23 protein-coding genes, 1 tRNA gene and 1 pseudogene are annotated in these 25,631 nt (G+C 62.2%); 8 read left to right on the forward strand and 17 right to left on the reverse strand.

What is annotated here, in order from left to right; all coding sequences use genetic code 11:
* Positions 1–38: 38 nt before the first annotated feature.
* The 4 genes from ACQKP1_RS15065 to ACQKP1_RS15080 form a co-directional block, all read right to left on the reverse strand.
* The gene (locus ACQKP1_RS15065; RefSeq protein ID WP_427275880.1) at positions 39–821 is read right to left on the reverse strand and encodes an ABC transporter permease; all 783 of its coding nucleotides are present in this window, start codon (positions 819–821) and stop codon (positions 39–41) included.
* The gene (locus ACQKP1_RS15070) at positions 818–1,762 is read right to left on the reverse strand and encodes an ATP-binding cassette domain-containing protein (protein WP_427275881.1); all 945 of its coding nucleotides are present in this window, start codon (positions 1,760–1,762) and stop codon (positions 818–820) included. The genes ACQKP1_RS15065 and ACQKP1_RS15070 overlap by 4 nt, the downstream gene beginning before the upstream one ends.
* A gap of 118 nt (positions 1,763–1,880) precedes the next feature.
* A complete protein-coding gene (locus ACQKP1_RS15075; RefSeq protein ID WP_427275882.1) occupies positions 1,881–4,376 on the reverse strand; it encodes a hypothetical protein in 2,496 nt (831 codons plus the stop codon).
* Positions 4,377–4,435: 59 nt separating this feature from the next.
* Entirely contained in the window at positions 4,436–5,734 is a 1,299-nt protein-coding gene (locus ACQKP1_RS15080; RefSeq protein WP_203017278.1) for an adenylosuccinate synthase, read from the reverse strand.
* A 213-nt stretch (positions 5,735–5,947) separates the two neighbouring features.
* Between ACQKP1_RS15080 and ACQKP1_RS15085 the strand changes: the two genes are divergently transcribed.
* Positions 5,948–6,847, forward strand: a complete 900-nt coding sequence (locus ACQKP1_RS15085) for a DMT family transporter (protein ID WP_427275883.1) — start codon at positions 5,948–5,950, stop codon at positions 6,845–6,847.
* A gap of 15 nt (positions 6,848–6,862) precedes the next feature.
* Here ACQKP1_RS15085 and ACQKP1_RS15090 read toward each other — a convergent pair whose 3' ends face one another.
* The 6 genes from ACQKP1_RS15090 to ung form a co-directional block, all read right to left on the reverse strand.
* Positions 6,863–7,609 (reverse strand): metallophosphoesterase, encoded by a 747-nt coding sequence (locus ACQKP1_RS15090; RefSeq protein ID WP_427275884.1) that lies wholly within the window; start codon positions 7,607–7,609, stop codon positions 6,863–6,865.
* A 128-nt stretch (positions 7,610–7,737) separates the two neighbouring features.
* A complete protein-coding gene (locus ACQKP1_RS15095) occupies positions 7,738–8,112 on the reverse strand; it encodes a hypothetical protein (protein WP_203017282.1) in 375 nt (124 codons plus the stop codon).
* A gap of 78 nt (positions 8,113–8,190) precedes the next feature.
* The gene (locus ACQKP1_RS15100) at positions 8,191–8,589 is read right to left on the reverse strand and encodes a DUF1236 domain-containing protein (protein WP_427275885.1); all 399 of its coding nucleotides are present in this window, start codon (positions 8,587–8,589) and stop codon (positions 8,191–8,193) included.
* Positions 8,590–8,852: 263 nt separating this feature from the next.
* On the reverse strand, positions 8,853–10,280 hold the full coding sequence (locus tag ACQKP1_RS15105) for an aldehyde dehydrogenase family protein (RefSeq protein WP_427275886.1): 1,428 nt from the start codon (positions 10,278–10,280) through the stop codon (positions 8,853–8,855).
* 111 nt (positions 10,281–10,391) lie between these two features.
* Positions 10,392–11,666: an NAD(P)/FAD-dependent oxidoreductase gene (locus ACQKP1_RS15110; RefSeq protein WP_427275887.1), complete on the reverse strand. Its 1,275-nt coding sequence runs from the start codon at positions 11,664–11,666 to the stop codon at positions 10,392–10,394.
* A 153-nt stretch (positions 11,667–11,819) separates the two neighbouring features.
* Entirely contained in the window at positions 11,820–12,512 is a 693-nt protein-coding gene (ung, locus tag ACQKP1_RS15115) for a uracil-DNA glycosylase (RefSeq protein WP_427275888.1), read from the reverse strand.
* Between the two features lie 98 nt (positions 12,513–12,610).
* Between ung and ACQKP1_RS15120 the strand changes: the two genes are divergently transcribed.
* The 3 genes from ACQKP1_RS15120 (at position 12,611) to ACQKP1_RS15130 (ending at position 14,850) form a co-directional block, all read left to right on the forward strand.
* Positions 12,611–12,970, forward strand: coding sequence for a hypothetical protein (locus ACQKP1_RS15120; RefSeq protein WP_427275889.1), 360 nt, complete (start codon positions 12,611–12,613; stop codon positions 12,968–12,970).
* On the forward strand, positions 12,967–13,566 hold the full coding sequence (locus tag ACQKP1_RS15125) for a DedA family protein (RefSeq protein WP_427275890.1): 600 nt from the start codon (positions 12,967–12,969) through the stop codon (positions 13,564–13,566). The genes ACQKP1_RS15120 and ACQKP1_RS15125 overlap by 4 nt, the downstream gene beginning before the upstream one ends.
* A gap of 81 nt (positions 13,567–13,647) precedes the next feature.
* A complete protein-coding gene (locus ACQKP1_RS15130) occupies positions 13,648–14,850 on the forward strand; it encodes a ceramide glucosyltransferase (protein WP_427275891.1) in 1,203 nt (400 codons plus the stop codon).
* A 75-nt stretch (positions 14,851–14,925) separates the two neighbouring features.
* On the opposite strand, the gene ACQKP1_RS15135 is transcribed toward ACQKP1_RS15130, so the two are convergent.
* From ACQKP1_RS15135 to ACQKP1_RS15145, 3 genes are all read right to left on the reverse strand, one after another.
* Positions 14,926–16,497, reverse strand: a complete 1,572-nt coding sequence (locus ACQKP1_RS15135) for a GMC family oxidoreductase (protein WP_203017297.1) — start codon at positions 16,495–16,497, stop codon at positions 14,926–14,928.
* A 99-nt stretch (positions 16,498–16,596) separates the two neighbouring features.
* Positions 16,597–17,127, reverse strand: coding sequence for a twin-arginine translocation signal domain-containing protein (locus tag ACQKP1_RS15140; protein ID WP_006726792.1), 531 nt, complete (start codon positions 17,125–17,127; stop codon positions 16,597–16,599).
* A gap of 123 nt (positions 17,128–17,250) precedes the next feature.
* Positions 17,251–17,646, reverse strand: a complete 396-nt coding sequence (locus ACQKP1_RS15145) for a VOC family protein (protein WP_427275892.1) — start codon at positions 17,644–17,646, stop codon at positions 17,251–17,253.
* Between the two features lie 230 nt (positions 17,647–17,876).
* On the opposite strand from ACQKP1_RS15145, the gene ACQKP1_RS15150 reads away from it, so the two are divergent.
* Positions 17,877–18,185, forward strand: coding sequence for a ribbon-helix-helix domain-containing protein (locus ACQKP1_RS15150; protein ID WP_427275893.1), 309 nt, complete (start codon positions 17,877–17,879; stop codon positions 18,183–18,185).
* Between the two features lie 69 nt (positions 18,186–18,254).
* Here the strand turns inward: ACQKP1_RS15150 and ACQKP1_RS15155 are convergent.
* Positions 18,255–19,246, reverse strand: a pseudogene (locus ACQKP1_RS15155) (Ldh family oxidoreductase).
* A 34-nt stretch (positions 19,247–19,280) separates the two neighbouring features.
* Complete coding sequence (locus tag ACQKP1_RS15160) at positions 19,281–20,051, reverse strand: HpcH/HpaI aldolase family protein (protein WP_427275894.1); 771 nt, start codon at positions 20,049–20,051, stop codon at positions 19,281–19,283.
* Between the two features lie 185 nt (positions 20,052–20,236).
* Here ACQKP1_RS15160 and ACQKP1_RS15165 point away from each other — a divergent pair, with 185 nt between their 5' ends.
* Positions 20,237–20,905: a spermidine synthase gene (locus tag ACQKP1_RS15165; RefSeq protein WP_427275895.1), complete on the forward strand. Its 669-nt coding sequence runs from the start codon at positions 20,237–20,239 to the stop codon at positions 20,903–20,905.
* A gap of 271 nt (positions 20,906–21,176) precedes the next feature.
* Here the strand turns inward: ACQKP1_RS15165 and dgcA are convergent, their stop codons facing one another.
* A complete protein-coding gene (dgcA, locus tag ACQKP1_RS15170; protein WP_427275896.1) occupies positions 21,177–22,160 on the reverse strand; it encodes an N-acetyl-D-Glu racemase DgcA in 984 nt (327 codons plus the stop codon).
* Positions 22,161–22,339: 179 nt separating this feature from the next.
* On the opposite strand from dgcA, the gene mnmA reads away from it, so the two are divergent.
* The gene (gene mnmA, locus ACQKP1_RS15175; protein ID WP_427275897.1) at positions 22,340–23,536 is read left to right on the forward strand and encodes a tRNA 2-thiouridine(34) synthase MnmA; all 1,197 of its coding nucleotides are present in this window, start codon (positions 22,340–22,342) and stop codon (positions 23,534–23,536) included.
* Positions 23,537–23,695: 159 nt separating this feature from the next.
* Positions 23,696–23,772 (forward strand) — tRNA-Met (locus ACQKP1_RS15180).
* Positions 23,773–24,326: 554 nt separating this feature from the next.
* Here ACQKP1_RS15180 and ACQKP1_RS15185 read toward each other — a convergent pair.
* Complete coding sequence (locus ACQKP1_RS15185) at positions 24,327–25,583, reverse strand: hypothetical protein (protein ID WP_427275898.1); 1,257 nt, start codon at positions 25,581–25,583, stop codon at positions 24,327–24,329.
* Between the last annotated feature and the right edge of the window lie 48 nt (positions 25,584–25,631).

Below are 25,631 nucleotides of genomic sequence, written 5' to 3' on the forward strand. Positions count from 1 at the left end.
GGCAACCGGGCGGCTTTTCCTTTGTCGGTGGCCCCTTGTTACTCCGATGCCAGTTGCTGCCGCGAAAAGACGGCAAGCCCAAGCCCCGTCAGGGCACAGAACCAGCCGAAAAGCACCGCGGCGCCTATCATTGCCGCAACGGGCGCCCCTCCCGCCAGCAACCAGTCCCGCAAGTCCTGAGCCGCATAGCCCGGCAATGGCAACCGATCGGCATCCGCTCCTAGATAGAGTTGGAGCAGTGTCGAACCGATCGCCAGCAGAAAGGTCGGGATAACGGCCGCGATCATCGACCGAAAGGCAACCACGAGCAGGGCAGCGAGCGACGCCAGGACCGCAAGCTCAAGAAAAGCGATGCCGAATGCCGCCGAAAGCGTCACGAGCGAAGACGCCGTGATGTCGAAACCTTGCCCCTCCAGCATACCAAACAGCACAGTCAGCACCATATCGCCGACAGCTGCCACCAGAAGCGCAACGGCGAGCCACGCAAGGCAGACGAGCAGCTTGGCGGCGAAGAGCTGCACGCGCGGATGCCTGGGCACCAGCAGCCGCCAGGTGGAATAGCGATATTCGAGAAAGAAGACGGTGGCGATCCCGAGCGCAAAGAGCAGGTGACCCAGCGAGTTTCCAGAGAGACTGAGGCTCTTCGCCGCCGACAGGAACACATCGACATCGCCGGACTGCCGCCCCAGACGCAGATGGATGAAGCCTGCGATGACCAGCTTGACCAGAAGTGCCGCGATCGGCACGGCCAGGAATCCCCAGAACAGGGTCCCCGGCTGACGGACAAGCTTGAGCATTTCGGCAGAGAGAAGCGGGTTCATGAGCGCACCTCCCGCGTCTCAGAGAGGAAGACGGTTTCCAGATCCGGCTTGATCCACTTGGCCTCGTGAATGCCAACGCCGGCATTGGCGAGCGACAGGATGAGGTTGGGTACCTCCGTCCGTTCGATCCGTACGTAAACGCCGCCGTCCGCTTCCTCGGCCTCATCGCCGAGACGGGCAAGCACCGCATCCGGCGCGTCCACTTTCAGCCAGAAGCGCCCGTCACGATCAAGGAGGTCTGCAACCGCACCTTCGGCGACCAGTGTCCCCCGCTGGAGGATCGCCACCCGGTCACAGACCCGCTCCACCTCGTCCAGCAGATGACTGGAAAGAAGCACTGTCAAACCATCGCGATGCGCCAGATCGTCGATAAGGGCCCGCATCTCCAGTATGCCATCGGGATCAAGCCCGTTGGTTGGTTCGTCGAGGACGAGCGCATCCGGCTGCCCGATCAGCGCACAGCCGATACCGAGCCGCTGCTTCATGCCAAGCGAGAAACCGGAAACGGCCTTGTCAGCGGCCTTCTCCAACCCGATGCGCCGCAACACCGGCTCGACAAGCGCCAGGGTACGCGTGGAGCGAGCCAACATGTGCAAATGTTCTCGGGCCGTCAGGAAGGGGTAGAAGCTTGGCGATTCGATCAGCATGCCGAGACGGCGGCGCTGGCCGGGGCAAGCCGGCTCGCCGAAAATCCGGATCTCGCCGCGATCGGGCCTCAACAATCCGGCGAGGATGCGCAGGAGCGTGCTTTTGCCCGCGCCGTTCGGACCGAGCAGGCCATAAACGACACCTCGGGAGATGGAAAGGCTCAAATCATCGAGCGCCTGAACGACGCCGCTGCCGCGCCCGAAACTCTTGCTGACGGACAGGAAGGCAATCGCTGGATCATTGCCGGGATCGGCAGAGGGAATCGTGGATGATCGCTGCGCCTGTGATGACATCACGTCGTCCCTGCGTTGGTCGTTAGGGAAAAAGACTTCGCTGCCCTGCCCTCAACTCGAAAACAAAAATCCGCCGGGGCATGCCCGGCGGATCCGTAGAAAGCGATAGGGACGAGCCTCAGTTCGCTGGCGCGGCGGGCGTCAATGCCGCCCACTCGCGGATGACCTGATCGAAGACATTTCCACCGGTCGTTCCCTTGTCGAGGGTGATCAGCGCGCGTCGACCATTGCGGTAGGTGACGGGAATATCGATCCAGCCGCGCGTGGATAAAAGATCCATGTTACGCCTTACCACGTCCTCGAAGTCGTTGAGCGCCACGAGATAGGTGTCGTCGGTAACCTTGGCCGTCACGGCCACCAGTGGGTCGCCTCGGTCCTGCTCGGTACGCTTCATGGCAATCCGCTGCAGGTTCTCGACCGCACCACCCTCGAAATCCGCAGGTACGGAGAACACCACTTCGATGATGTGGCTCGCCGGCAGCGAATTGTCGGTGTTGCGCTTGAAGGTCAGGAGCGCCGAGATGCCGCGCTCCGGCACGTTGATACGGCCCTGGATCTGCGGATCGGGTCGGCCGTCCGCACCGTTTTCACGCACAGCCGACCATGTGATCGAACCAGGGACTGCGACCGGCGTTGCCTGGCCGATGCGCTCTTCGTAGAGGAAGAGCTTTTCCCCGCCGGCAACGGCTGACGTATTGGCGGCGGCTCCCGGTGTCTGCGTGGCAGCCGCGCCATTGGCAGCAGCCGGCGCATCGGTCGGCTCGACAGTGGATGCAACGGTCTGGGCCGAGACGGAGCGACCTTCAGCGGGCGCTCCCTCGATCGGCGCCGATCCGGCACCTGCATCGATTTCCGTCCCGTCCGGACGCAGTCGCTGCGTGAATTTCTGGCTGCCGTCGTCAACAGTAGGAGCCGCCTCTTGCGGTGCAGCTGCAGTGTCGGCCGGGGGCTGCGGCTGTTCGGCAGGTGTCGTCTCGGGCGCGTCTGCGGTCTCTTGTGTCGGCGCCACTTCACCCGTCAGATTGGCGACCATGCTGCCGATCTGATCCCGCATGCTCCAGGCGAGATAGCCGCCCGCTCCGAGCACCACCAAAACAAGTGCGGCGACGATGATCGGCGCAGGATTGCGACGCTTCTTCGGCTCGAGGCGGTAGGCAGGCTGCTGGCCATAACCACCGACCAGCGCTTCCATGCCATCGGCCTGGCCGGCAACCTCGACCTGTGCACCCTTGGCGCTGGGTGCAAAGCTGTCGATATGCTCATCCCATTCGCTGGCAGCAGGGGCGGCAGAAGCAGACGCCTGATCGCCATTGCCTTTCTGGGTCTCGCCCTGATCGACATGCTCCTGGAACCACTGGCTGAAGTCATCGGCGTCGATTGCCGGTGCAGCGGAGGTGGAGGCGATCTTGTCGAGCACGACAGGGTCGGCATCAGGAAGGCTCAAACCCTCCGGCGCGACATAGTTGTTGCTGGCCTCGACATGTACGGGTTCCTCATAGGCAGGGAACTCGTCGGTCGGCGTGTAGGAGACGGCCGGCGGGGCGGTGTCGATTTCCGGCAGTTCGGGCACGCGATTGGCAGCCGTTTCGGTCGCAGCCGGCAGGTCCCAGCTTGCCGAGGGTACAGTCGGTGCCGGATCGAGCGCGCGGCTCTGCAGCCAATCCTCGACCGAATCCACCCGGACGCCCACTTCCGGTGCCTCTGGCTGGTGATAAGGTTCGGCCTCGACGGACGCATCCACCGGCCGAATTTCTTCGGCCACCGGCTCGGCCTCCACGGCAGGCCCGGCATCCCAGGCGGGTGCAGCCGTCTCCGGCTCATCGCCCCGAGGCCAGGTCTCTTCGGCGGTCGGAACGTCGCCGTAGGTCGCAGCGGCTGCGACGGTTTCGACCTCGTGCCTCGCCTCCGGCGCCGGTTCGTATTGCGGCTCCGGCTCGACAGCAGGAGCATCGTCTTCACGGCTCTCGTAGAGCCGCGAATAGTCGTTCTCCGGCTCCTGAACCGCAAAGGGTTGATCCTGCCAGGCGGTTTCCGCCGGCCGCATCGGTTCGACGGCCTGTTCCGGAAGAGCCTCTTCTACGGGCGTGATGGTTTCTTCGGCGACGTAGGCTGGTTCTTCGGCGACATAGGCTGGCTCTTCAACCGGCGCAGGGGCCGCAGGCTCGGCCATATGCGCGTCCGCCCAGTCATCACCGCTCACCGCCGGTTGAGGCTCGACCGGCTGTGCGGCCGGAGCAGCGTCTACCGCCGGTTCCTGCGCCGCGACTTCCTCGTTCGAAGAAGGCACGTATTCCGGCTGCGGCTCGGCCCAGGCGGGCGCAGAGACAGCCGCTGCCGTTGCCACACCGGTAGCCGCAGCTGCAGGCACGGAAGGTTCAGGCGCCTCGTCGAGCGGCGGCAAGGCATCCGCATGTTCCGCTTCGACTTCACGGATAGCCGCATCGAGCTTGTCGAGCTGACGCTGCAGCATATGCTCGGGCGGGCGCGGTGACATGTTCTCGAGCTGCCGAACGACAGCGGCGCGAGCCTTTTCGTAGACTCGCGCGCGCATCTCCGGAGTATTGTTCGACAGGCCATCCACGGCCCGTCGAATCACAGCGATAAAGTCAGCCATCAGCACTTTCTCTTGAGAGCCGGGCCGCCGCGCCGGCAAAATTTCATTAAAATCCTAGATTAGTCCTCGAAAGGGTCCGTCACAAGTATGGTGTCGTCGCGTTCCGGACTTGTCGACAGAAGGGCGACCGGCGCACCGATCAGTTCTTCGACCTGACGGACATATTTGATCGCTTGAGCCGGCAAATCCGCCCATTTGCGGGCTCCGACGGTCGATTCCTTCCAGCCTTCAAGCGTGATGTAGATCGGCTCGACACGCGCCTGAGCCGCTTGAGCTGCCGGCAGATAGTCGATTTCCTGGCCGTCAAGCTTGTAGCCGACGCAGATCTTCAGCTCTTCAAGACCATCGAGAACATCGAGTTTGGTCAATGCAATACCGGTGATTCCATTGGTGGCGACCGACTGGCGCACGAGCGCTGCGTCGAACCAGCCGCAACGGCGCTTGCGGCCCGTGACCGTGCCGAATTCATGGCCCTTCTCGCCGAGAAACTGGCCGATCTCGTCGTGCAGCTCGGTCGGGAACGGACCTTCCCCGACGCGGGTCGTGTAGGCCTTCGTGATCCCGAGGATATAGCCGAGCGAGCCCGGGCCCATGCCGGAACCGGCAGCGGCCTGGCCGGCAACCGTGTTCGACGAGGTGACGAAAGGATAGGTGCCGTGATCGATATCGAGCAGGGAGCCTTGCGCACCTTCGAACAGGATGCGCGAGCCCTTGCGGCGCTCCTTGTCCAGGAGCACCCAGACCGAATCCATGAAGGGCAGAACGCGATCGGCGATCGAGGTAAGCTCGTCCATGATCGTCTTGTGCTCGATTTCGGCAACGCCGAAACCGCGACGCAGCGCGTTGTGATGGGTCAGGATCCGTTCGACCTTGCCGTCCAGCGCGTCGAGGTCGGCGAGATCCATGACGCGGATCGCGCGACGGCCGACCTTGTCTTCATAGGCCGGGCCGATGCCGCGACGGGTCGTGCCGATCTTGGTACCGCTGTTGGAGGCCGCATCTTCGCGCATGCCGTCGAGTTCGCGGTGCAGCGAGAGAATCAGCGTGGCGTTTTCGGCAATGCGCAGATTGTCCGGCGTCACTTCGACGCCCTGATCCTTCAGCCGGCCGATTTCAGCGATCAGCGCATGCGGATCGACGACGACGCCGTTACCAATCACGGCCTTCTTGCCGGGACGCACGACGCCTGACGGAAGCAGGGATAGCTTGTAGGAAACGCCGTCGATGACGAGCGTGTGGCCGGCATTGTGTCCGCCCTGGAAGCGGACCACGATGTCCGCACGTTCGGAGAGCCAGTCGACAATCTTGCCCTTGCCCTCGTCACCCCATTGCGAACCAATCACCACGACATTCGTCATCACATAATCCTGTATATTGCGCAGTGCCTGCGCCTACCCAAACCCGCGCATGTATACTGTGTTGTTTTTGGGAAATCGACCCGTCTTGACCGGCGATTTGGCTTTTTACGTGACAAACAATCCCCTCTGGCCTATTTCGGAGGCAATTCGCGCCGTGACAGACCGGGGGCACACGGGTTCGTCACGCGGCGTCCGCATGCAGGGAATGACGTCTTGCCCATCCGCGCCTATAGTTTTCTCGTCATCACGACCTTGCTCTGGGGCGGCAACACGATTGCCGGCAAGCTGGCGCTTGGCCATGTGAGCCCGATGGTGCTGAGCTTCGGCCGCTGGGCACTCGCGACCCTGGTGATCGCCTCCATCGCAGTCCCGCAGATCCGCAAGGACTGGGCGGTGCTGAAGGCCAACTGGAAGCTGCTGATTTTCTACGGCGCCGTCGGCTATGCTGCCTTCAATGGCTTCCTCTACACAGCGCTGAAATACACGAGTGCGGTGAACGGTGCGATCGAACAGGGCGCGATCCCGGTTCTGATCTTCGTCATCAACTTTCTGCTGTTTCGTATCGCCGTCTCGGCGGTCCAGATCCTCGGCTTCATGATCAGCTTCATCGGCGCGGCGGTCACCGCCTCTCATGGCGATCTCCAGACCTTGCTGACCCTGACGCTGAACTATGGCGATCTTCTGATGCTGTTTGCCGGCATCGCCTACGCGATTTACACCGTGTCATTGCGCTGGAAGCCGCCCGTCCACTGGAAGAGCCTGATGGCCGTGCCGGCACTCGCCGCCGCAATCACCTGTCTGCCGCTTCTCTGGTGGGAAGCGGGCCAAGGCGAGTTGATCCTGCCCGACACGCGCGGCTGGCTCATCATCCTTTATGCGGGCCTGTTCCCCTCGCTGATCTCTCAGATCCTCTATATCAAGGGTGTCGAAGGCATTGGCGCAAACCGTGCCGGTCTCTTTATCAATCTGGTGCCGGTCTTCGGTACGCTGCTATCGGTCACCATCCTCGGCGAAAAGCTGGAAGTCTTTCATGTGGTAGCGCTGGTGCTCGTTCTCGGTGGCATCGCGATTGCCGAATGGGGCAAGCCCGCGCCTAACAAAGCTCCGCGCTGAAACGCTCCAATGAGGTCACCCGACCGAGAGGATGGACACGTCTCCAGCAACAACACGCGCGGCCGTCAACCGTCCGGTGCGATAGCAATGCGTGTCGAGACTGACCCGATCCGGCCCAACATGGGCTTCCCGCATCGGCGTATGCCCGTGAAAGACCCGAACAGGCAGCCCAGGACCGAGATCGAGGAAGGATCGCCTGATCCACATGAGATCGTCATCGGTCTGCTCGGAAAGCGGTCGCCCCGGCTTCAGACCGGCATGGGCGAAGACATCCGTACCCATTGTGAGCAGCACCGGCAGCGATCTGATAAATGCCACATGGCTGCTCGGAACTGCATTCCTGATGGCCTCTCTCAAGGCAAAACGGCCCGCAGGCAGGTTAAATTCTTCCACCTCGATACCATAGGACGCGAAGGTCGTCTCCGCACCGTGGTCGAGGACCCAGTCACCGGCCGGATCACCGTCGAGAAAGGCGAGGAAGGCATCGTCGTGATTGCCGCGCAGGCAAACCCGCTCGAAGCCTGAGGGCGACGATGCCGTGAGATGATAGAGGACGGCAGCGGATTTCGGTCCTCGGTCGACATAGTCGCCGAGCATCACGATCAACTTGCGCCCATCGATCGACAGGGCGTCCTCGCGGATCATGTCTTCCAGTTCCAGAAGCGCGTCGAGACAGCCGTGAACGTCACCGATCGCATAGACAGCGGCATAGTCGGCGGGATCGATGACGAGACGTGGCGCACGGCCCGGCTCAGTGCTCATCAGCCCCTCATCACCCATTGGACACCTCCTGTCCCGTCGCTGCGCCGCACGCCTCAAGAGAAAAGCGTATCGGCACGAAAAAGGCCAGCCCCCACAGGGGCCGGCCTCGCTGTGCATTGGTACACCGATTAAGGTGTCGTGGTTGCCGGCGGCGTATCGGTGGCACCACCAGTCGGAGCCGGTGCGGCCGGAGCCGGATCGGTTGCAGCCGGCGGGGTGACCGGATCAGCAGCGGGGGGCGTTGCAGAACCGGCGGGCGGCGTTGTCGTGTCAGCCGGCGGCGGAGCCGGAGCATCGGCCGGCGGGGCTGCGGGCGTGCTGCTTTCCGTAGCGGGCGTAGCAGGCGTTTCGGCAGTATTCGTACCACCGAAGACGAAGTATGCGCCGGCTGCGATCACCACGATCAGCAGGACTGCGATGCCCCAGGTCGCGCCGCTACCCGCAGTGGTCTGCTGGGTGACATGCGGACGCTGGTCGAGTCGGGGATCAGGACGTTGGTCCATGGTATTTCCTCCTGGTTTCGGCGACCGACCGCTGCGCGGCCGATCGAGAGCTTGTTTTCAATGAAGGATGTCCGTCGCTTACTGAACGACGCCGACGACGACGTAGGTCTGCGGGTCGACGATGACGCGCTGGTTGTTGACCACGGCATAGGCATAGGTTGGATCCTCGGGGATCGTGGTCAGGACGACTTCCTGCGGAAGAGGTTCACCAACGACCACCTGCCGCTCAATCACGACCGGCTGGGCCGGGACCGGCTGCTGCTGGACATAGGTGACGACCCGTTCCGGCGGCGGGGCGACTGCGGTACCGGCAATGGCGCCGACGACGCCGCCCACGGCTGCACCAACGGGACCGCCGACAATGGCACCGGTCACAGCACCACCGGCAGCACCGGTGACAGTGCCTTCCTGTGCCAGGACTGGAGAAGCGACAGCACCAAGTACTACAGCTCCAAGAGCGATAATCTTCGTATTCATGGCTTGATCCTTTCCGTTGACTGCCATTGACGGAAAGAACGGACTTCACAGGAAATTGTTCCGCGAACTTCTCCCAAGCCTTCTACTACAAGCCTTTGGAAAAATTGGCAGAATTTAGGCAGAAGCGTAATATTTGAGGCAGGGATTACTGTAGGTGGCAGTAAAACGGCATTCTTTCGACGGGCACGCCGAGACCGAAGCTGAAGAGCAACAAGACGTGTTTGCGGCAGGAAAGGCAGCGTCATGTCGGTGTGGAAAGCCGCTCAGGCGCCCCAACCGACGATGCCCTTGATCTCGAGAAAGTCGTGGATACCCCAGTCGGCATATTCGCGGCCATTGCCGGATTGTTTGTAGCCACCGAACGGCGCGGACGTGTCCCAATCAGGGTAGTTGAGATAAACGGAGCCGGCGCGCATACGGGCAGCAACCCGCCGCGCATGGTCGATATCCTGCGACTGGACATAGGCGGCGAGGCCATAGACGGTGTCGTTGGCAATCGCGATCGCCTCCTCTTCCGTCTCGTAGGGCATGATTGACAGCACGGGACCAAAGATCTCTTCACGGGCAATCGTCATATCCGGTGTCACATGGCCGAAAACAGTCGGACGGATGTAATAGCCGCGGTTCAGGCCCTCTGGCCGCCCGGGTCCGCCGGTAACCAGCAGCGCGCCCTCTTCGATCCCCACTTCGATCAGCCGCTGGATCTTGTTGTATTGAACGTCGCTGACGACAGGACCGAGGACGGTATCTTCAGCCCGCGGGTCCCCGACCTTGTGAGCGTCCGCAGCCTCGCGCGCGATATGCAGCGCCTCGTCGTGGCGATCAGCTGGCACCAGCATCCGCGTCGGTGCATCGCAAGACTGGCCCGAATTGCCGAAACAGCCCTCCACGCCCTTGCGCACGGCAGTTCCGAAATCGGAGTCAGGAAGAATGATATTGGCTGACTTGCCGCCCAGTTCCTGCGCCACACGCTTGACCGTATCGGCCGCCGTCTTGGCGACGATGATGCCTGCCCGCGTCGAGCCGGTGAACGACACCATGTCGACATCAGGATGGCCTGCCATCACCTGACCAACTTCGGGCCCGCGGCCATTGACGAGGTTGAACACCCCATCAGGCGTTCCCGCCGCCTGCATCACCTCGGCGAAGATCAGCCCCGAGATCGGGGCGATCTCCGAGGGCTTGAGCACGACGGTGCAGCCGGCGGCAATTGCCGGCGCGACTTTGCAGACGATCTGGTTGAGCGGCCAGTTCCAGGGCGTGATCAGCGCACAGACGCCGATCGGCTCCTTGACGATGCGGGTTGGGCCGCGCTGCTCGATGAATTCGAAGCTCTTGAAGGCGGCAATCGTTGCCTCGAGATGCGCCCGCCCTGCTCCGGTTTGAGAGTCCCGCGCAAAGCTGAGCGGCGCCCCCATTTCCCGGCTGACCGCCTGAGCGATGTCTTCGAAGCGCTCGTTGTAGACGGCAAGGATGCGCTCGAGCAGCGCCAGCCGCTCTGACCGGTCGGTCAGCGAGAAAGTGGCAAAGGCTTTTCGGGCGGCCGCCACGGCGCGGTCGACATCGCCGCGTCCACCGATCGAGATCGTCGTGAAGGGCTCCTCGGTGGACGGATCGATGACATCCAGAACCGCAGGCTCCAGCGGATCGACCCACGCACCGTCTATGAAGAACTTCAGATGGTTGGACATGCGGGCTCCAGCGGAGTGAAAGTAAGGTGTTCGGCACTATTGGTCACATGCCGGATCACGGCAAGCATGCAAGACGGCGTGATCAGGCTTTCCCCAACCTGAATGCGGGGATCAGCGTTCCAGTCCATCGAGCAGTCGATACCAGGCAAGATGAGCAGCGACCCCGAGACGTCGGAAACGATGCAGCGGAATGGGGACCAGGGGCGAAATCGGCAGTGGCAGGGCCTCGCGGCTCCCCTCGGCCAGATACCGCGCGAGAACTCCACCGAGCGCCACCATCAGCCCGATGCCGCGCCCCTGACAGCCGGCCGCCATCAGAAGTCCCGGCTGAGGTTCATGCAAGTGCGGCATATAGTCGGGCGTCATCGCAACACGACCGAACCAGCGCTGTTCGATCCGCATGGAGCCAAGCATCGGAAAGAGCCGACGCATGGCCCTCTCCAGATGCAGCCAGTCGTCTGTCGATTGCGGCACGCGCATCGGACCCCGTCCACCGAACACAAGACGTCCGTCGGCACTGCGGCGATAGTAAAGGACGATCCGCCGGCTGTCTGAGACGGCCTGTCCGCTCGGCAGGATGAAATCGAAATCGGGCGGCAGCGGCTCCGTGGCGATCTGGAAGGAATGCAGCCAGACGAGGCTCTGGGCAAGGTTCGGCACCAGCCCCTCGGAATAGGCGTTGGTGGCAACAAGGACTTTCCGCGCCCGGAACGAGCGGCCGGATTGCGTTGTGATTTGCCAGAAGGTCTCCTCCCTCTGCAGCGACGTGGCGGCATCATTTAGCACCAGCGCTGCGCCGGCTTCGGTTGCGATGCGCGCGAGTTCATGCACGAGCGCCAGCGGATTGACGACACCGGCGCGCCGGTCGAGGAAACCGCCGCGATAACCTTCGGCACCGGTCAGCAGCGCAATCTCTGCCGGATTGAGAAGCGCGACATCCGCCCCTTGAGCCCGCCATTGCCGGTTGCGCTGGGCGGCCGCCTGCATGGCGGTCTCGGTATGCGCCGCCTGTATCCAGCCGGAGCGCAGATGCTCGACATCAAGCCCTTCCCGGGCGATGAGATCGAAGACAAGATCTGCCGTCCCCGCCGAGAACTCGACCAGCCTTCGACCGATCTCTTCACCGAAAAGCGCAAGCAGCGTATCCGGATCCTGCTTCAATCCCGGGATCACCTGGCCGCCATTCACCCCGGATGCACCATCACCGATCCCGCCGGCTTCGATGACCTGGACCGAAAGCCCGGCACGCGCCGCATGCAGCGCTGTCGAGAGACCCTGATACCCGGCACCGATGACAACAAGGTCGAGATCGCCTTCTTCACAGCGACAGTGAAGCGGCGAAACGGGCCGTCGCCAAACGGACGAAACCGGAATTGCGGACTGCATAAAGGTGAGACCTGAACACGATTGGAAAAATCGTCGGGCAATCTGCCCCGCCCGAACAAACCACACAATAAACGTCAGGCTGTATTTTGGCCGATGGGTAGAATGACGAATTACTACTTAAGCCGCGATGGATAATTGAAATTCAGAACATTCTCATGCTTCGCTCGGCAGCTGCCAATCAATCGCGTTTCTGCCCTTGGAGAGAAGATACTCATTGGCCTGCGAAAAATGCCGGCAACCGAAGAAACCATTATGCGCCGACAGCGGCGACGGATGCGGCGCCTTCAAGACCAGATGGCGGGACCCGTCGACAAAGGCGGCCTTCTTCTGCGCATAGGAGCCCCACAGCATGAAGACCACATGCTCGCAGTCCTCGTTGACGGCGCGGATCACCGCATCGGTAAACCGCTCCCAGCCTTGCCCCTGATGGGAAGCGGCGCGCGCCTCCTCGACCGTCAACACACTGTTGAGGAGCAGCACGCCCTGTTGCGCCCAGTTTTCCAGGAAGCCGTGGCGCGCCGGCGGAATGCCGAGATCGCTCTGCAGTTCCTTGTAGATGTTGACAAGCGAAGGAGGGATGCGCACGCCGGGTCTGACGCTGAAGCAGAGCCCATGCGCCTGTCCTGCCCCGTGATAGGGGTCCTGACCGAGGATCACCACCCGGACCTCATCCAAGGGCGTCAGATCGAGCGCCCGGAAATACTCCGCCCCCTTGGGGAAGATCTGCTTGCCGGCCGCCTTTTCAGCCTGCAGGAAATCCTTGAGATGGCGCATGTAGGGCTGCGCGAACTCGTCTCCCAGCACCGCTTTCCAGCTGTCTCCGAGCCTGACACCCGCCTCCGCCATTGCCGCCGCTCCTCGTTCTCGCTTACATGCTTGGAGACGATAGAGAGCCGGCAACCGGACCTGTCAACCTCAACCCGAGCCGCGCACACAAGAGAACCGTGAAGTCACTCCTGAAACTCTGGCGCCGCCAGCGCATACTGACCTCGGCATTCCTGCTGGCAATGGCGCTCGCAATCTTCTTTGCCGGGCGGACGATCTTCTTTGTGGCCTACTGGAGCGATCCCGCCCGTCAGGACCTGCCGCCCGAGCCCTGGATGACGATCGGCTATGTCGCCCATTCCTGGCATGTCCCCGTGGATAAACTCGCGCGCGACCTCGATCTGCCGCCCCCGCCAAAAGATGGCCCTCGCCCGTCGCTGGAGCGCCTCGCCAAGGAGCGCGGCCAGGACTTCGAAGAGTTCAAGGCCGAGATAGAGGCCTCCCTTGCCGAACTGCGCCGGCAGGGGCCTCCGAGATGACCCTGACCGAGACGCTACTGGCGTCGCTGCCGTCCTATGGGCTGTTGCTGCTTGCGCTGGTCGTCGGCATCAGTTGCCTTGGTGCCCCCCTGCCCGCCTCGATCGTCATGATGCTGATGGGCGCATTGGCCGCCGCCGGTGACTTCACGCTGGCCTATGTCATTGCCGTGGCACTCGCCTCGGCGGTCGCGGGAGACCAGATCGGCTATATGCTTGGCCGCCTCGCCGGACAGCGCCTTGTCCCGATCGTCAGCCGCGAGCCGGCACGCCGCAAGGCGATAGAGCGGGCGCAGCACGAGATGGATGCACGCGGCACTGTCGCCGTCTTTCTCACCCGCTGGCTGCTCTCCCCGCTCGGCCCTTATCTGAACCTGCTGGCCGGAGCCTCCGGCTTTTCCTGGGCGCGCTTCACGCTGGCAGGCCTCCTTGGAGAGATCGTCTGGGTCGGTCTCTATACCGGTCTGGGAGCGGCCTTCAGCGAAAGCGTCACGGAGATTGCCGAAATCAGCGGCAGCATCAGCGGCTTCCTCGCGGCCGGTGCCGTCGCCGCCTTCCTGGGTTTCAAACTGCTTCGCGCTCTGCGCAGCAAGGACTGAAGCCGCATAGCGCACCCAGCGAGGCTTCGCCGAACTGTCACATAGCGGTGCTATCCGGATACCAAAATCCGGAGACTCGCCATGACTTTTCTGATCTGGTTTGCCGCGATCGCGCTTCTCGCCCAGCTTGCAAGCATCGCCGTCGTCCTCTCCGTCAAGCTGCGCCACCGAAGCCGAGAGGCTGCGCCGACGCCGTGCCCGCCGGTCACCCTGATCCGCCCGATCTGCGGGCTGGAAAACAATCTCGAGCGCTGCCTCACCTCGTCCTTCCGGCTCGATTGGCCGACCTATGAAATCCTCTTTTGTGTCGCGAGAGCCGACGATCCGGCAGCATCCCTTGCCCGTCGCCTGATGGCAGAACATCCCGACATTCCTTCGACACTCCTCGTCGGCGAAGATCCCTTCAGCGCCAATCCCAAGCTCAACAATGTCGTCAAAGGCTGGCGTTCCGCCCGCCATGACTGGATCGTCATGACCGACAGCAACGTGCTGATGCCATCAGACACCATCGAGCGCATGATCGCCCGCTGGGACGAGCGGACCGGCCTCGTCTGCTCGCCGCCGGCGGGAACCGAGCCGGAGAATGCTGGCGCCCTTCTCGAAAGCGCCTGGCTCGACAGTTTCCAGGCTCGCTGGCAGCTCTTCGCCGACGCCGGCGGCTTCGGCTTTGCCCAGGGCAAATCGATGCTGTTCAATCGTCATGTGATGACACAGCTCGGCGGCTTCGAGCGACTGGGCGACGAAGTCGCCGAGGACGCCGCCGCAACACTGCTGATCCGCAATGCGGACCTCAAGGTCCGTATCGTTCACGAACCCTTCCCGCAGCCGCTCGGTCCCCGCGATATCAAGGCTGTCTGGAAGCGCCAGTTGCGCTGGGCGCGCTTGCGCCGCGCGTCTTTCCCGCTTTACTTCCTGCCGGAGATCCTGACCGGTGCCGCCTTGCCGATGGCGGCCATGATTGCGCTCGCGGCGACAGGCACATTGCCGCTCATCGCCCCGATCGCCTATCTTGCCACCTGGTATGGCGCAGAAGTTCTGCTCGCCAGAAGCTATGGCTGGCCGAGCGGCTGGCGGATCGTTCCGGCCATGCTCGCCCGTGACCTGTTGCTGCCGGGGCTGTTCGTCGCGGCCTGGTTTGGCAGCGGTTTCGAATGGCGCGGCAACGCGATGACAGTCGCCGACAATGACAACAGCCGCACGGCGCGCTTTCGCACCGCAGTCGCCCGAACCCGGGACAGAGCGCGCGAAAAGGCGCGAGCGCTGGTCGCAGCCCGCAGCCACTAAGGCGCATCTTCCCACGAAAAAGCGGGCAGGACCGCATAGCGATCGCTGCCCGCAAGAGGGAGGTAGTCCCGCCGCTCAGATGGTGCCTTGGCCCATCTGCTCGGCGATGTAATCCGCCTGGCGGATCGCAAGAGAGACGATCGTCAGGGTCGGATTTTCGGCCGCTCCGGTGGTGAACTGGCTACCATCGGAGACGAAGAGGTTGCTGATGTCGTGTGTCTGGCCCCACTTGTTGACGACCCCGTCCTGCGCCTTTTCGCTCATGCGGTTGGTGCCGAGATTGTGGGTCGACGGATAGGGCGGCGTCGGGAAGGCACGGGTTGCCCCCACTGCCTCATAGAGGGCCACGCCCTGCTTGTAGGCATGGTTGCGCATGGCCTCGTCGTTCGGATGGTCCGTAAACCACACATCCGGGATCGGCATGCCATATTTGTCCTTGAGCTCACCATGCAGTTTCACCGCATTCTGCTCCTGCGGCATGTCCTCGCCGACGATCCAGAGGCCAGCCATATTGGCATACTGGTCCATGGCCGAGGCAAACGACCGGCCCCAGCCACCCGGATCCAGGAAGGCCGCCATGAAGGGCACGCCGAGCGCCAGCGTCTCGAGCTCATAGCCGCCGACGAAGCCGCGCGACGGATCGTGCCTTGCCTCGTCACGGATGATCCCGGCCATGGTCGTGCCGCGGTAGAAATGCACCGGCTTTTCGAAGACGGCATAGACCGAACCGGTGGTGTGGCGCATGTAGTTCTTGCCGACCTGGCCGGACGAATTGGCCAGACCATCGGGAAACTTCGATGAAGCGGAGTTGAGCAGCAGGCGCGGGCTTTCGATCGAATTGCCGGCAACGCAGATGATACGGGCCTTCTGGCTCTGCAGATTGCCATCCTTGTCGGCATAGACGACGGCGGTCACCTTGCCCGTATCGTCATGCTCGATCTTGACGACATGCGAGTTCGGCCGGACTTCGAGCTTGCCCGTCGCCTCGCCCTTGGGGATTTCCGTATAGAGCGTCGACCACTTGGCTCCCCATTTGCAACCCTGGAAGCAGAATCCCGTCTGCTGACAGCTCATCCGGTCGTCGCGATCGGCCGAATTGATCGCCATATTGCCGGTGTGACAGTCCTTGTAACCGAGCTTGTCGGCACCAGCCTTCAGGATCTTGAAGTTGTTGTTGCCGGGCAACCCCTCGATGCCGTTGGTGCGGGTCACGCCCATCTTGTCTTCGGCCTTGGCATAATAGGGCTCGAGATCGGCCAGCGTGATCGGCCAGTCGAGAAGATTGGCGCCCTCGACCTTGCCATAGTGGGTCAGAGTCTTGAACTCGTGCTCCTGGAAGCGGAGCGACGCGCCCGCCCAATGGGTGGTGGTGCCACCGACCGCCTTGACGATCCAGGCCGGCAGATTGGGGAAGTCTTTTGCCACCCGCCAGCCGCCACCGGTGGTGCGGTGGTCGAGCCAGGCGAGCTGGGCGAAACTGTCCCATTCGTCGTTGATGAAGTCCTCGTGCTCGATACGGGCACCGGCTTCGAGCACGACCACGTCGATACCCTTTTGGGCAAGCTCGTTGGCGAGCGTGCCGCCGCCTGCACCGGAACCGATGATGACGACCACGCTGTCGTCGTTGAGATCATAGGGCGCTGCCATGTTTTCCTCCCGGGAAATCCGTCAATTGGGTAAGCGCCGCCGTTCCCATCTGCGATGGGCCTCCTTCCGGCGACGATGAATGCGTGTCTTTAAGGTCGCTCAGAGCCAGGTGATGTCGTCGAACCCGCGCTCGATATAGCCGCCCTTGGAATAGGACTCGCCCTCGTAGCCGAAGATCGGCCAGATCTCCTTCTGGTTATAGAGGCTGACCACGAGGTCGCCGCGCACCGCCTGGAAGAAGGGCGTCGTCTCGATGTCGCGCAGGATGGCGACCCGATCGTCTTCCCAGCCAAGCCCGCGATAACCGCCGGCACCCGCTCTGCTGTCGAGGTCGGCAATGCCCTCTTCGATCAGCGCCTTGTGCTTCTCATCCTTGGCCGCCATCGTATCCTGGCCCTTGACGGCGGCCGCATAGAAACGATCAGCAAGCTGGTCATGCGGATAGATGTCGCGCGCCATCTTGATCAGCGTCGCGAGCGTGTCCGGCTTCAGGGCTGTCGCCTCCAGGCCCCAGGCCTGGTCGGGACAGATGACAGCCGTGCCGGTTACCATCAGCACGGCGCTTGCCGCACCGGTCTTCAGAAGCTGGCGGCGTGACATGCCGCCGGTCTTGTCAAGTATCGTAACCACGTCATTCTCCTCCCATGAGATGATGCGCAACGGCCAGTCTGCCGTCTGCGGTGGCAGGCGCGATACCGCGCCCACCGGCTGCGAAGCAAAGAAGGCCAGGGCTCCTCTTCCCCGGCCATCCGATCATTTGTACCGACCGTGCCGCTGCAGGACCTCGATCTTGTAGCCATCGGGGTCGGTGATGAAGAAGAAGCGGGCAAGCAGCGCTCCATCCCGGTTGAACTCGACGATCTTGCCCGGGTTCAGGCCAAGATCCGTCAGCCGCTTGTGTTCGGCATCGAGATCCGAGACGCTGACCGCAAGATGGCCGTAACCGGTCCCAAGGTCATAAGCCTCCTCGCGGCCCTTGTTGACCGTGAGCTCGAGCTCGAACTCGCTCTCAGGATTGCTGAGATAGATCAGGGTGAAGGTCTCGAAATCGAGACGTTCTGCGACTTCCAGACCGAATGCCTGCACGTAGAAGGAAACGGATCGGACCTCTTCAAGGACACGGATCATCGAATGGATCATTTTGGCCAATGGGCTGCTCCTCGCATGCTGACAAATGTCATGTCTGGAGAATGTCGCGATTTGCCTGAAGGCTGGTAGCAGCCCATTACCGCAGCCGATTTTTTTCGCCGGCAGATGTGTCAATTCTTCGCGGCAGGGCGAGGCAGTTTAGAAAAGACGGAAATTGACCAGAGCAGCGGCGCACAACATAATGCGCCAAAAGACTGCAGACCGAAAAAGACATCAGGGAGGAGCATGCCATGTGTGAAGTCTTCGCAGGACAGGACCCGGGCCGATATCGCGCGGTCAACCGCTCCGTCCGCATTGGTGGTCATTCCACCAGCATCCAACTCGAAGCCGCCTTCTGGGTGCTGATCGACGAGATCGCCGCCAGCCAGAATTTCTCGACGTCGCGCTTCCTGTCGACGCTCTACGACGAAGCTTTGGAGATCAACGGCTCGGTGTCGAACTTCGCGTCGTTGCTCAGGACCAGCTGTCTCATCTATCTGATGAGCAAGGCTCAGAATCCGGGCACACCCCAGGAATTCCACATTATCGCCGCGGAGTGAATTCAAGAACGTCGCGCAGCTTGCGTGCCATGCGCTGTTGCCGATGAGCTTGAGCGCAAGCGAACTCGCTCAGGCGATCGCACGGATCGCTGCGACCGCCTCGTCATCGATCACGACGCCTTCGGCCTCGGCACTACGGGACAGAGCCTGCCCCCGCCTTCCTGGAATGCGTGCCCCTTCCTGCGCCCCGATCTCCTCGGCCAGCAAGGCCAGGCGAGAGAACACACCAATACCCCCGGTCGCAACCGGATCGATGGCGATGATCGTCTGACCGAGCGCCACGGACGCCCCTTGTCGTCGAACAGGGAGGAGGCCTCGAAGGCATAATTGGCACCGATGAGTCCGGCTGAAAGAATCTCGACCATCATCGCAAGCGCTGCCCCCTTGGCTCCGCCGAGTGGCGCCATGAAGCCGTCCATTGCACGGTTGGCGTCCGTCGTCGGCTGGCCATCGGCATCGAAGGCCCAGTCGTCGGGGATGGCCTCGCCCTTCTGCCGTGCTGCCATGATCTTGCCGCGCGCCACCTTGGAGAGCGCCAGATCGACGACAATGGGCTCGCCATCCTCGATCGGCACGGCAAAGGCGATGGGGTTGGTGCCATAAAGCGCCTTGTTGCCGCCCCAGGGGGCCATGGAGGCCGGGGCATTGGCAAACATCAGCGCTGCCAGCCCGCGCTCGGCAAAACGCGCGACCGTCAGTGCCATCACACCGGCATGGTGCGAGCGGTGAATGGTGGCGATTGCAATCCCCTGCTCCCGCGCGATGCCGGGCAACATATCGACGGCAAGATCGAGCGCCGGATAGGCATAGCCGTTCATCGCATCAATGGTGACGACGCCCGGCCTCGGCCGCGATGCCTGAGGTCTCGCCCGGCCATCCACCTTGCCGGCCCGCGCCTGGGCACTGTAGGCCTCGACCCGACGCAGGCCGTGACCGCCTTGCCCGGCAGCCTCAGCAGCGACCAGCGCGCGAGCCACGGATCGCGCATTGGCCTCATTGACGCCGGACCGGTTCAGCGCGTCGACGACCAGCGCCTCGGCTTCTGCAAGTGTGAGCTTCATCGAAAATCCATGAAAGTATAGGGGGAGAGCGGGATCAACCGCGCATCGACGCGGCGAGATTGGCGGCGGCAGCGGACAGCAGGCTGACATCGGTCGACGAGGCGAAGAAGCGGATGCCGGCCTTGCGTGCCATGGTGAGCATGGCCGGATCGCCGGACATGATGCCAACCGGCTTGCCGGCAGCAACACCCTTGCCGATCACGGTTTCGACAGCCTGCATGACCTCCGGATGCGTGGGGTTGCCGCGATGGCCCATATCGGCCGCAAGGTCGGCCGGTCCGATGAGGATCGCATCAACACCTGCAGTCGAGATGATGGAATCGGCGTTCTCGACGCCAAGCCGGCTTTCGATCTGCGCGATCAGGCAGACCTCGGCATTCGCCGTCTCCGCATAATCGGCAATCCGCCCGAAATCCGAGGCACGGCCGAGGCTCGCGCCCATGCCGCGGATGCCCTCCGGCGGATAGCGCAGGGCCTTGGCCAGGCGCTCTGCCTCTTGCCTCGTCTCGACCATAGGGATCATCAGCGTCTGCGCGCCGATATCGAGCGCCTGCTTGATCAGCCAGCTTTCGCCGACCGGCAGGCGCACGACGGGATGTGCCGGATGCCTTGCCACGGCGGCGAGCTGTGCGGCCATCAGCGGAATGTCGTTCGGCCCATGCTCGCCATCGATCAAAATCCAGTCGAAGCCAGCCCCGGCACAAACTTCCGCAACATGCGGGCTCGCTAGAGCCACCCAGAAACCGACCAGCAGTTCGTTGGTGTCGTAAAGGGCGGCCTTGAAGGCATTCTTGGGGGCGGGCATGGGCATTCTCCAACTGCAGGACGTGTCGACACGGTGTGTTCAAGGCGCAAGATGCGCTCTGGCGGACGCAGACCGCAAGGGCCAATCAAACACCTTTGGTACGGACGGCGATTGGCGGCCACAGTTGAAGCCGTCCGTCCCATCGTGATACGGGCAGCCGAGACCCCAACGCGCAGGAATTGACCATGCTTCCCTGGATCAAGCTCGACACGGCCAAGATACCCGGCGGCGGCGAATTGCGCTTGAAGGGCCGCGGCACCGAATTCTCCATCATGCTCGGCACCAACGAGCTGATGAACAGCCGCCTCAGCGGCTCCGAGGAAGCGCTCGCCACGCTGGCCTTCGAGCGGATCGCTACCCACAAGCGCCCGCATATCCTGATCGGCGGCCTCGGTATGGGCTTCACGCTGCGCGCAGCGCTTGCCGTCCTGCCTCAGGATGCGAAGGTGACCGTAGCCGAACTCGTGCCCGCCGTCGTCGACTGGGCGCGCGGCCCCATGGCCGAAATCTATGCCGGCAGCCTCGACGACCCGCGTGTCACTGTGCATGTCGGCGATGTCGGCGCCCTGATCGCCAAGTCAAAGGGCCAATTCGACGCGATCCTGCTCGACGTCGACAACGGGCCAGATGGCCTCACACGCGAGGCGAATGACGGCCTCTATTCCCATGACGGGATTCGCAAATCCAAGTCGGCGCTCACCCGCGGCGGCGTGCTCGGCGTCTGGTCACAGGGCCCCGACCCGAAGTTCACGCGACGCCTTAAGGACTGCGGCTATGGCGTGGAAGAGATTCCGGTCCGCGCCGGGCGGACCGGTCGCGGCAAGAAGCATGTGATCTGGATGGCGAAGGCGTGAGGTTCGGTCTTTCCATTTGAAGAAAATCCCCTCCCTAACCCACCCACAAGGGGGAGGGCTTAACCCAGACGCGCCGCTGCGGCTTCGCCAACACCCCCCTCTGTCACTGCGTGACATCTCCCCCACAAGGGGGGAGAGCGGGGCGTCGCGTCTGCCGCACCGAATGCAACCCCAAAGGTGGGTGAAAGGCTAGCAGGGTAGCCAGTCTCCCCCCTTGTGGGGGAGATGTCCGGCAGGACAGAGGGGGGTGCCGTCGGGCAAAGCGGGAAATCTACCCCCACAACCCACGCGGCGGCAGCGGCATCACCGCGCCGTCATAGGCAATCGCAGGCTCCCGGTCCCGCGCCAGAAGCAGCGGCCCGTCGAGATCGACAAACGCCGCGCCCTGCCCGATCAGAAAGGCCGGGGCCATGGCGAGCGATGTGCCGACCATGCAGCCCACCATGATCTCGAAGCCGGCTTCGAGAGCCGCATCGCGCATAGCAAGCGCTTCCGTCAGCCCGCCAGTCTTGTCGAGCTTGATGTTGACGGCATCATACTTGCCCTTGAGGCTCGCCAGCGACGCCGTGTCATGACAGCTCTCGTCGGCACAGACGGGCAGAACTCGGTCGAGGCCGAGAAGCGCCTCGTCATCGCCCGACGGAAACGGCTGCTCGACGAGCTTCACCCCGAGATCGAGAAAGACGGGCGCCAGCGCCTTGTATTGCTCCAGGTTCCAGCCCTCATTGGCATCGACGATGATGGCAGACTTCGGCGCACCAGCCCTGACGGCCCGGATTCGCTCGACATCCCCTTCACCGCCGAGCTTGACCTTCAGCAGTGGCCGCGCCGCCTCCTTCTCCGCCGCAGCCCACATGCCCTCAGGCGTGCCGAGCGAGAGCGTATAGGTGACCGACAGCGGCTTCGGCTCTTGCAACTTTGCAAGTTGCCACACAGGCCCGCCCGCCCGCTTCGCCTCGAGATCCCAGAAGGCGCAGTCCAGCGCATTGCGCGCCGCACCCGGCTTCAGCCTGCCCTGCAGCCCGGCCCGGTTGAGACCTTCCGCAACCTCCGGCACCAGCGCCGAAAGGACCTCGACGACACTCTCCACTGTCTCGCCGTAACGCGCATAGGGCACGCATTCGCCTTGGCCCACATGCGCGCCATCGGTCAGCCGCACCGTGACCACCTTCGCCTCGGTCTTCGACCCGCGCGAAATCGTGAAGCTGCCCGCAATCGGGAAGCTTTCCGGTGTGACGGTCATATGGACAGGCATGGGATCTCCTCTCGCGGGCAATCCCCGCGAATCGCTGCTCTTGCACGAAGATGCAATCCTTTCTATATCCGTCAACTAAAGGACCGGTACCGGCAGCGGGCCAAAAACCCCGCAAAGCCAGATGTAGATCCCCGCACAATGCGGGCTGAACGGTCACATGAAGCACAGAGACGAAGCCCGTGAACACGCTGGATTTTGACAAGAGACCGGAAGATACGCGCGTTGTCGTCGCCATGTCGGGCGGCGTGGATTCGTCCGTCGTTGCCGGCATCCTGAAGCGCGAGGGTTATGACGTCCTCGGCATCACGCTGCAGCTCTACGACCACGGCGCTGCCGTCCACCGCGCCGGTTCCTGCTGCGCCGGCCAGGACATCGACGATGCCCGTCGCGTCTGCGAGACGCTCGGCATCCCCCATTACGTGCTCGACTACGAACAGCGCTTCCGCGACACGGTCATCAACCCGTTCATGGAAAGCTATGTCGCCGGCGAAACGCCGATCCCCTGCGTGGCCTGCAACCAGACGGTCAAGTTCGCCGACTTGCTTGCGACCGCGAGAGAACTCGGCGCCGATGCGCTGGCGACCGGCCATTACATTCGCTCGAAGTCTGTGCCGCTCGCCAACGATCCCGGCCACCGCGCCCTCTTCCGCCCGATCGATAGCGAACGCGACCAGAGCTATTTCCTCTTTGCCACCACGCAGGAGCAGATCGACTATCTGCGCTTCCCGCTCGGTGCCATGTCGAAGGCAGAAGTCCGTGTGCTCGCCGAAGAGATGGGCCTCGTCGTTGCCCAGAAGGCCGACAGCCAGGACATCTGTTTCGTGCCCCAGGGCAAATATGCCGACGTCATCAACAAGCTGAAGCCGAATGCGGCTCTGGCCGGTGACATCGTGCATCTCGACGGCCGCGTGCTGGGCAATCACGAAGGCATCCTGCATTACACGATCGGCCAGCGGAAGGGTCTGGGCGTCGCCACGGGCGAGCCGCTCTATGTCATCTATCTCGACGCCCGCTCGCGCCGCGTCATCGTCGGCCCGAAGGAAGCGCTGGAAACCCACCGCGTCTATCTGCGTGACATCAACTGGCTCGGCGACCGCACACTGGCGGAAGACGCTGCCGACGGCATGCCCTGCTTCGCCAAGGTGCGCTCCACCCGCCCGCCGACCCCGGCCGTGCTGCATAGCGACGAGCGCGGCATATATGTCGATCTCGAAATCGGCGAAGCCGGCGTCGCGCCGGGCCAGGCCTGCGTGCTCTATTCGGCAACCGGTGCCGACGCCCGCGTCTATGGCGGCGGCTTCATCGAGCGTTCGGAGCGCTCAGGGACGGCCGAAAGCGCGCTGAAGGCGCTTCTCGCGAGCCCCGTGGCGGCCTGAAGCCACGGCTTTCGGCCCGCTCTTAAGCTCTTCAGTCAAGCCGGTGGAAAGCCACGCTGTTTTTGGCCAAACCGCGCTTGACTTTGATCGGACCCTCGCCTTATAAGCCGCCCATCGCTTCGGACGGCGACGGCTTCAAGGCCCGAATGTTCGATGTGTGGCGGGGTAGCTCAGGTGGTTAGAGCGTGGGATTCATAACCCCAAGGTCGGCGGTTCAAGTCCGCCCCCCGCTACCAAAATCTCCTTTTGTCCATACCGACTACTCCGGTCTAGCAATACCCGGCACACAGCTCTTTGAATTGTGGTTGGATTCATTCACTGCTAGGGTGTAATGGACCATGGCGCTGCCCCTTGAACACATTCCCCCAGTTCCCCGATAGTTACCCATCATAATTTTGAGCATGTCTACCGGAGCCTCGATATCGTTGCCGTCGAGCCGGCCGCGTGACACTTGGTCGAGCACGGCGGCGATACGCTCCCGAACGCTGGCCATTTCATTCCTAGGGGCCCCTGCCCGTACGCCGTTCGATTGAAATAGGCTTGCTCTCAGCTTTTTATGTCTCGACATAGGCGTCGATGGCGCTACAGGCCGCTAAGATAACACCAAGGCGCTCGATCACGTCCTGCTCAATCTTCTGAGTGTAATGGCGGTGATTATTGACTCAGAATGACACCTCAACGCCACAGTGGCGAGTCATGGGCGGGCCCAGAACGGTCTGAACCGTGCCCCCGCTACCGTTGCATCTGGCCGATGACTCCATACGCTCCAATCTAAACCGTACAATCCAGTTCAAAAGACCAGTTTGTGCTTGGCCAAGTAGCTGAGCGCCATCTGTAGGCTAACGACCATAGACATGCTGTACACCTTGTCAGAATTCTGCCCTTCGCCGAGAATTTCCTCGAGCGCTCGAGCTAAACCTGCCTTGTTTGGCTCAAACGGGCGCCCCACAATATTCTTCACGTAACGAACATCTTTCTTTGTCGGCTTGAGTTCGCTGAAAACCGACGTGGTGCGTGTGATGCCAAAGAATTCAGGCTTACCGCCCCGAGCAAGATAGCGAGCGTAACCGGTTATAGTAGTGTTCTGTCTGTTCGGCCAGAAAGCCGCAGACAATTCCTCTGTTGCTTCTCGCTCCATGCCAAAACGAACCAACCCCTGAAGAGTCGGATTTTGGTGTCTTGTCACCTCTATATCTTTTAGGTCGAGCGAACCTGAGGCACCAATCGCTACCTCTTTGCTGGATATCATTTGCTCGTCTTGCTCTTGGAGGACTAGAAAACTGTCAGCGGTGAAGACCACCGTCGAAATACCGATATGATTCGATAATGAGCTTTCGCTCAGCCCCACCAATTCGTTGTTATCGATAACGAGGTCTGCGACTGCGAACTGCAAGGACGGGCGCCGCGAGCGCAAAACGGGCACTGACATAAACTGATCACACGCCATCTCGTTTGTGGCTGCTCCACTGAAGTAGTCCGTTTCCTGAACAGACAGGATCTCAGAATTGGCAAGTACATCGACGGTGATATCGTTTCGCAACCCGATTTTCGGATCATTGCGATTGGGGAGTTTAATGTTGATTGAACGTGCGCGAAACTCTTGCAGTTGTCGCGGCACCTCAAATCTTACCTCTTCCACCGCAAGCGGATTTGCGGACTTGTCGAGGATAGCATTGACGTCCTCGCTCGTTATGTACGGCCGAAACTCTCCAGCAGTAGGGTTGGTATTTTCTGATCTTGGGATCGCACCAGATTTGAGTTCGAACCCGTTTGGTAAGCGCGCACTGCGCAGCGACTGCAAGAAGTCAGGATTGGCAACAACCCTGGTTCTCTTTTTGTCCGCCTCGTCCTTCCAAAGGTTGATAAACAAAAGGATAGCGCTGATTGCCGTGAGTGAAACGCCGATCAAAGCGACGATATCCGTACCGCCAAAAAATGCGAGTGCGATGCCGACTGCGAGCAGTACAATATCAACGATTACGCGGACCCTGATCGCGATTTTATAACGCGCTCGGCTAACTGCATCCCAGGCCCTTTCGAAAAACATAAATCACCCCTTTCGATGTTTATTCGCTAATCGAGCCATCAGGTTCGA

The organism is Allorhizobium sp. NPDC080224 (genome assembly GCF_050281005.1).
Lineage (GTDB): Bacteria > Pseudomonadota > Alphaproteobacteria > Rhizobiales > Rhizobiaceae > Allorhizobium.